General features: G+C 39.2%; 5 protein-coding genes and 1 rRNA gene. 1 reads left to right on the top strand and 5 read right to left on the bottom strand.

Going from position 1 to position 6,431, the window contains the following annotated elements; all coding sequences use genetic code 11:
- The first annotated feature begins 94 nt into the window (after window positions 1-94).
- Window positions 95-212, top strand: a 5S ribosomal RNA gene (gene rrf / locus IQ264_RS20990).
- A 100-nt stretch (window positions 213-312) separates the two neighbouring features.
- On the opposite strand, the gene IQ264_RS20985 is transcribed toward rrf, so the two are convergent.
- From IQ264_RS20985 to rplT, 5 genes are all read right to left on the bottom strand, one after another.
- Window positions 313-1,881, bottom strand: a complete 1,569-nt coding sequence (locus IQ264_RS20985; RefSeq protein ID WP_322744777.1) for a GTPase — start codon at window positions 1,879-1,881, stop codon at window positions 313-315.
- Window positions 1,882-1,952: 71 nt separating this feature from the next.
- Window positions 1,953-4,118, bottom strand: a complete 2,166-nt coding sequence (locus tag IQ264_RS20980) for a GTPase (RefSeq protein WP_193982750.1) — start codon at window positions 4,116-4,118, stop codon at window positions 1,953-1,955.
- A gap of 470 nt (window positions 4,119-4,588) precedes the next feature.
- Window positions 4,589-5,116, bottom strand: coding sequence for a tetratricopeptide repeat protein (locus tag IQ264_RS20975; RefSeq protein ID WP_193982749.1), 528 nt, complete (start codon window positions 5,114-5,116; stop codon window positions 4,589-4,591).
- Between the two features lie 27 nt (window positions 5,117-5,143).
- Window positions 5,144-6,007 (bottom strand): transporter substrate-binding domain-containing protein, encoded by an 864-nt coding sequence (locus tag IQ264_RS20970; protein ID WP_228061693.1) that lies wholly within the window; start codon window positions 6,005-6,007, stop codon window positions 5,144-5,146.
- Window positions 6,004-6,357 carry a 50S ribosomal protein L20 gene (rplT, locus tag IQ264_RS20965; protein WP_193982748.1) on the bottom strand — a complete coding sequence of 118 codons (354 nt, stop codon included), beginning with the start codon at window positions 6,355-6,357 and terminating at the stop codon, window positions 6,004-6,006. Before rplT ends, IQ264_RS20970 begins: the two co-directional genes overlap by 4 nt.
- Between the last annotated feature and the right edge of the window lie 74 nt (window positions 6,358-6,431).

Genomic DNA, 6,431 nt, shown 5'->3' with positions numbered 1-6,431 from the left:
TACACATACTATTTGGTAAGTTCTACTTCTAGTTTCTTAACTCTCTTTTTACTATGCAGTCTTCTGGGTTTTCTTTACCCAACAGACGAGTTTTCCTGGTGCTGTGGGCGCAATGGAACCACACCGACTCCATCCCGAACTCGGTGGTGAAACGTTGCTGCGGCGAAGATACTTGGCGGGTTGCTGCCTGGGACAATAGCAAGGTGCCAGGGTTTATATTAAAAACACAAAAATAAAACCTCCTTTCAACAAGAAAGGGGGTTTTTGTTTTTGATATAACAGGTGCTTATCACATCAAGGCTTTAGGCGTGATTAAGCATTTTCTCCATATTTGTTTATTTCATGCAAAATTTGCTCAAATTCTTGACGGATTTCCGCTAGCTCTGCTACTAATTTGTTTGACTTACCAATAGCCTCTTCTTCCTGTTGACGAGCTTCTGTTATTTCCTTTTGAAATTCTCCAAAAAGTTGTGTTTCTACTTCTTGAAGTTGTGCTTCAATTTGACTTTCTATGTCTTTTCCGATCGCAATAAACTGGCTCGTGATTTCCCGTCGAGCATCAGCTAATTTCCTATCGATTTCTTCTTCCTGTGCCACTGAATAAATATCCACTGCCAATAAACCTACTGCTAGAATAGGGCCGAGGATTTTAGCTACATTAGCTATTCCTTTAGCGATGTTAACTGCTTGCCAAGGTCTAAAGTTAACACCGAGAAACTTTCCCACAACATAAACGCCGCGATGTAGGTTACCCCCTGCTACATTAGCAGCCTTTAGAAATGCTTGTCCATTAGTGTTTGCCCCTGTCTTTGTTGCCAAATTAACCAATTCAATTCCTGCTCTTTCACCGATATCTTTGAGCAGCTTAACTTGCTTTCTCAATCGATCTACATCTACGCCAGAGTCTACATTTTGAGCAGATACTTTTTGGTTTACTTCTAGACTTGCGACAAAAGCTTGGGCTAAATCACTTTGAAATACGTCTTTAATATCTTCTTGAAGTGAATCAACGGCTGCTTTAACAGCTTCTTCGATTTTGATTCCTGCCTTTTCACAGTATTTCTTCAGATTATTTTCGGCTTGCTTGGCTAGAGCCTCAATATTTTCATTAACTCCTATTGCTCTAGCGAGAATTGTTCCTTCATTGGCTACTGCTGCTGATAATTTCAAGGCAATTCCTCGAACTTTAGTTCGCAGGCGATCGGGCTCCTGACGTACTGTGCGCGACAGACGATTAAGTAATTCAAAAAAAGCTGAGTCTTGGTTATTGTTGCGGATTAAACTGAACTGAGCGTCATCAACATAACTTAATGCAATTCGGGTTGGTGTATCAAATTTAGTAAGAGCGCGACGACGCTTCACAAAAGCGTTGAGTGCGTCAATAAAAGTTGGAAATTGACTGATTTCACGGAGAAAGTCATCATCTTCATCTACGCTTTCACAGTAGTCTTTGGCATCAATAAAGCAGATAGGAAATTCATCAAGGCTATAAGGTTTAAGTGCTTCAACTAAACTTTTACTGTAGTTAGCAATCTTTTGGTCTTCTTCTCCTGCTTCATCAGACATTTTGTTGATGACTAGCATCATTTTCCAGCGATAGCCTTTTTCATAAGCTAATTTTTTGAAATTTTCTGCTGTGAGTGAGTCAAACAGCATATAGGTAAGACAGAAAACTAATAAGTCAGATTTGTTAATTGCATCGTAGGTAATCTCATCATGATCCTGGCGCTCTGTAAAAAGTCCAGGGGTATCTATTAGTTTGATACCATTCCAGTCGTAACTGGTAGTTTTATCAGTAGCAATATCGGCATCAATATATATATCCCGTCGCCCAGTAAGGGCGGAAATGATGGTAGATTTACCAGAGCTATACTGACCGATAAAGGCTACTCCAAGTACTCCTTGTTCCAGATAAGTTTTTAATTCTACACGCAGCTTTGTACGGATCGCTGTTAGTTCGGGGTGATTGAATTTAGGCGTTGAGCAATTGTGTCCAGACCTGCAATTAAATTATTGAAGTAGTTATCAACATTAATTTTAACTTCATTGCAATTTTTGTCTAATTGCTCTAAAAGATGCGAAATACTTGTTTTTTGATACTTTTCTATTTGGGTTTGCAGTGATTTAGAAATATTTTCGACTGCTTCTTTATGTTTCTCTTGTTTTGATTTGAAGAATCCACTAATAACACCGAGTACGCCACCAACAATACCAATAATTAAACCAATAGCAGCTACAGGAGGTATAAGAACCATCACTGCTCCGGCTACTGCTAAAATTCCTCCCCCAATCAGAAATAAATTTCGCTCATCATTTGAATCTTGTTCGTTAAAATTGAAGGTCAGACCACCCAGTTTAGCAATTAGTTGCAATTCCGTTCCAACTTCCTGAAGCAAGTCCTGAACTTCCTTAGAAAATTGTGTTGTTGCTTCTTTATATGCTGTATTAAGGCGTTCTTCAAAATGAATATTTTTAAGCTTTTGCTCCCATGCCGATTTCATCCTACTTTCTGAAGATTTCCAGTGTTCTTCTGCAAAAGATTGAATATCATCTAAAGCAGCTTTAAAAATAAACTCAATTTCATTCTTTAAGCTGTTACTCGCATCATTTGTTGCTTGTTGAATCTTTTTGTAAATAAACTGGCGCTTATTTTGCAACTGTCCTATTAATTTTTCATAAGTTTCAGCTTGTTGCACGACCCATTGGTAAGGCTTTTCAATATCACCTACTGTACAATTAAGCAAAGTTTGAGAACGTCGAATAGCACCATATTCAATCAGAGATAGCCGAATTTCATTGAAAAAATTCCGCATCTGGCTTGCTTTGAAAAGTTCGTCTTGATGCTCTTGGTGTTCGGATTCATAGGATAGCTGTGCGGCTAACAACATAACAGGAACAATCTGGAAATAATCATTGCCATAATGCTGCTGAGCATAGCCACGGATACGTTTAATATGTCCTCCCAAACCACTAGAACCATCTAGAGCAAATAGTTTATCGGGGTTCTTGAGAAATTTTTCTAGTTCGTAAGGGCCACGTCGGGAATCACGGAAATTTTTATGGACGTTGAGCAAAATAATTAATGATTTGGCTTTTTCTTTCAGCAGGCGTAAGAAGCGAAACTCAGTTTCTTGAATACTGTCATTAGTTACTAAGTAACAGATGACATCGGCTTCATTAACAATGCTTTGGGCAATTTCTTCATCAGTTTTGCCTCCTGGTGCGCCAATTCCAGGGGTATCAATAATCCGAATATTTTCCCATTCATATACTCGATTAAGGCGAGTTGTGCGCTGTTTACCTAGACCGATCGCATTCCAGCCTTCACCTGTCATAATTGCGTGGAGTGTGCTTTTACCAGCTTTGGTTTTACCCATGAATGCGATCGTAAAATAATGGAGAGCGCGTTGTTTAGCATCAAGTGACTCGCATACATCTTTAATTTTTTTGACGATTTCTGCTTCTAAAGATTGCTTCGTCGCCTCAAGCTGTTTGGCAACTTCTTCGGCTGTTTGGGCGTTGGCATTTCTACTGCTTTTTTGCTGGATCGTTTCGAGACTGCAATCGATACCCGTTTTCAAGTTATCAAGGCTTGTCTTAGCTGCTTGGAGGGCTGACTCTGTAAATATGAAGTCTTGTTTGGCAATTTCAGTGCATTGATGAATAGCATTTCTATAATCAGAATTTTTCCATAAATTGTCCTCTAGCTTACTTTCATTTGGGATATCCTGAGTAAAAGTGTAAGTTGTTGTAGATTCTACAAAGCTCTGTATTTTCTCGCTTGACCAGTTCCAAATTTTTCCAACTCGCTCTACCATTTGATGTTCTAAGGGTGAATATAAACCATCAATATGAGCCATTACTAGAATTTCTTCCATTGACCAACTGCGTTCCTGTTGTGGCACTTGTTGAGCTACAAAATCCACAGGAATGAGATGTTCGTCTTGAGCGAGTATTCTCTCTTTCTCCTCTTTTGTGCTTTGTCCCACTCTCCTCTGTTGCTCTAGTGCGTGCAGATATTTCAACTCTTTGTTATGAATCTGCTGGTCAGCACAAGCTATATGTGTTACCAGTAAAAATGGATAATCTAGTTGTTCGGAATTTTCTGGATTAGGCATCTTTTCTATTATGTGGAGTGGATGAAAAGTAATAGTAACTAATGCTCATAAATTTGCCTGAGTTTCATTTTCGGTTATATAATCTTTTCACCGTTTTAATTTCCTCAATTAATTCATAGATAATTTGAATTTTGACAACTTTTTGCAAACTTGCCATGATCTTTGTGAGATCCATTTGATTAGTTACTAAATAGTTGGCTAATCTATTATGGTTCTATAAATTTAAAAAAAGCTTACGTATTTATACGGGAAAGAATAACTTGTTAATTACTCCTCAAATGGTTGAGTGAGTCCAACAGTCAAAAAGTATTGCGATTAAAAAAGGAAATTGAGGTGATTCTAAATCAAAGTGTTGGATAGTTAGCGATCGCAAATCAACCAACTATATTCAAGATTCTGCAAAAGAGCGATCGCACTCTCTCCACAAATGCGATCGCTCTTCAAAAACAGGATATCCTGCGATTATGCTTTTATGAAGTCACTAACCTTTTACGTAATGCTTCGGCGCGTCGTTTGGCTATTTGATTGTTAGGTTCGATTTTCAAAACATCTTCATAAGCTTGTAATGCTGGGGTTGTTAATTTCTTTTTTTCGTAAGCATGGCCTAGATTGTTAATTGCTGTGACATACTGAGGATTGAGCTTCAATGCTTCTTTGTATTGTCTTATTGCCAAGTCGTATTGCTCTTGAGCGAAGTAAGCAAAGCCTAAGCCGTTGTAAATTAAGGCTGTGTTTTCTGATTCTTCATTTTCTGCTTCTTTGAGTGCTTTTTGAAAGACGTTAACAGATTGGGAAAATAGATTTTTATCTAGATAAATGCTGCCCAGTTCGTAATATTCTTGGGCGGTACCTTTTTCGTTTTTCAGCTTGTTTTGTAAGCGGGAAAGAGATGTTTCTACTTTGCGAGTTTTGAAGATTTGGCGCAAAATAGCAAAGGCGGCTCCAGAGAGCAATACTAGTAATATTGAGAGGTAAACAACTGGTAGGTAACTTTCCATATTTTTAGTTAAATGTGGTTTCAATCTTTATTTGTTTACTTTATCCCAAGGTAGCCCCCAAGAGGTAGCTAGTTGGGGCAACCAATCTTGTATTTTTCCGCGCACGATCGCTTCATTCACAACTCGCCGTAAGTCATCGTACTGGATTCCTTTGGGCATGACTACTGCTAGGGGTTCTGCGGATAGTAGGGTTGGCAAGAGACGGTATTGGGGGTATTCTTGTACCCAACCTGTAAGAACGCTAACGTCAGAGGCGAAGGCAACTGCGCCATTTGATTCTAATAACGATCGCCCTTCTTCATAAGAATCCACGCCGACTAACTGAGCTTTGGGTAAGATAAATCTGAGTTTGGCGATCGTACTCGAACCTTTGAGTATGGCAATTTTTTGTTGGGCTAAGTCGCTTAAACTCCGCACATTAGGTTCTTTGGTGACTAAGGCAATCCCATCCATATAGTAGGGTATGCTAAATCTGACTACGCGATCGCGTGCAGCTGTCGCCGTAACTCTGGCAATTGTTAAATCTGCTTGTCCTTCTAAGACTACTCTGAGGCGGTCGCGATTTGTCACTGGCACAAATTTAATTGCTTCGGCATTCCCTAATATTTCTTGTGCTAATCGCTTTGCCAGATCGATTTCTAATCCTTGCAAATTTCCTGCCGCATCACGAAAACCTAGCGGACGTAAGTTATCTTTGACAGCAACAATTAAATAGCCGCGTTGCTGAATTTCTTTGAGTTCTGCGGCATTACCAACTAAGGCAAATTGCCATAAAGAAAATGAAAAAATTAAGCAGCGGATGAGCAGTGATGTAACTGATTTTGACTCTGTTTTCTTAACAGAATTTTTCTCAGTTACATCTGCTAAAATATCCGTTGCCAACTTCATCATTTAGCTTGTTTTGCTACTTCTACAACTTTGCCGAAACTTTCTGGATCTAGGATGGCTAGTTGAGCCAACATTTTCCGATTAAGTTCAATGTTGGCTTTTTTCATGTTGCCTATGAGTTGACTATAGCTGATTCCGTGTTGATGAGCAGCAGCGTTGATTCTAGCAATCCAAAGGCGACGGAAATCGCGTTTGCGTTTTTTGCGATCGCGATAAGAATTCCGCAATGCTTTCATTACTTGTTGATTAGCTGTGCGGAATAATGTCGAGTGGGAACCGCGAAAACCTTTCGCTAGTTTAAGAATTTTTTTGCGACGTTGGCGAGCAACGTTACCGCGTTTTACTCTGGTCATGGTTAGCTGTTAATGGTGACTCGTTCTTGATTTTTTGGATGAGATTTGCTATTGGGTTGGTTTAATAGTTCATG

It is taken from the genome of [Phormidium] sp. LEGE 05292 (assembly GCF_015207735.1).
Lineage (GTDB): Bacteria > Cyanobacteriota > Cyanobacteriia > Cyanobacteriales > Aerosakkonemataceae > Floridanema.
Note: the sequence above shows the minus strand (reverse complement) of the source record. Positions and strands in the feature narration are given on the sequence as shown.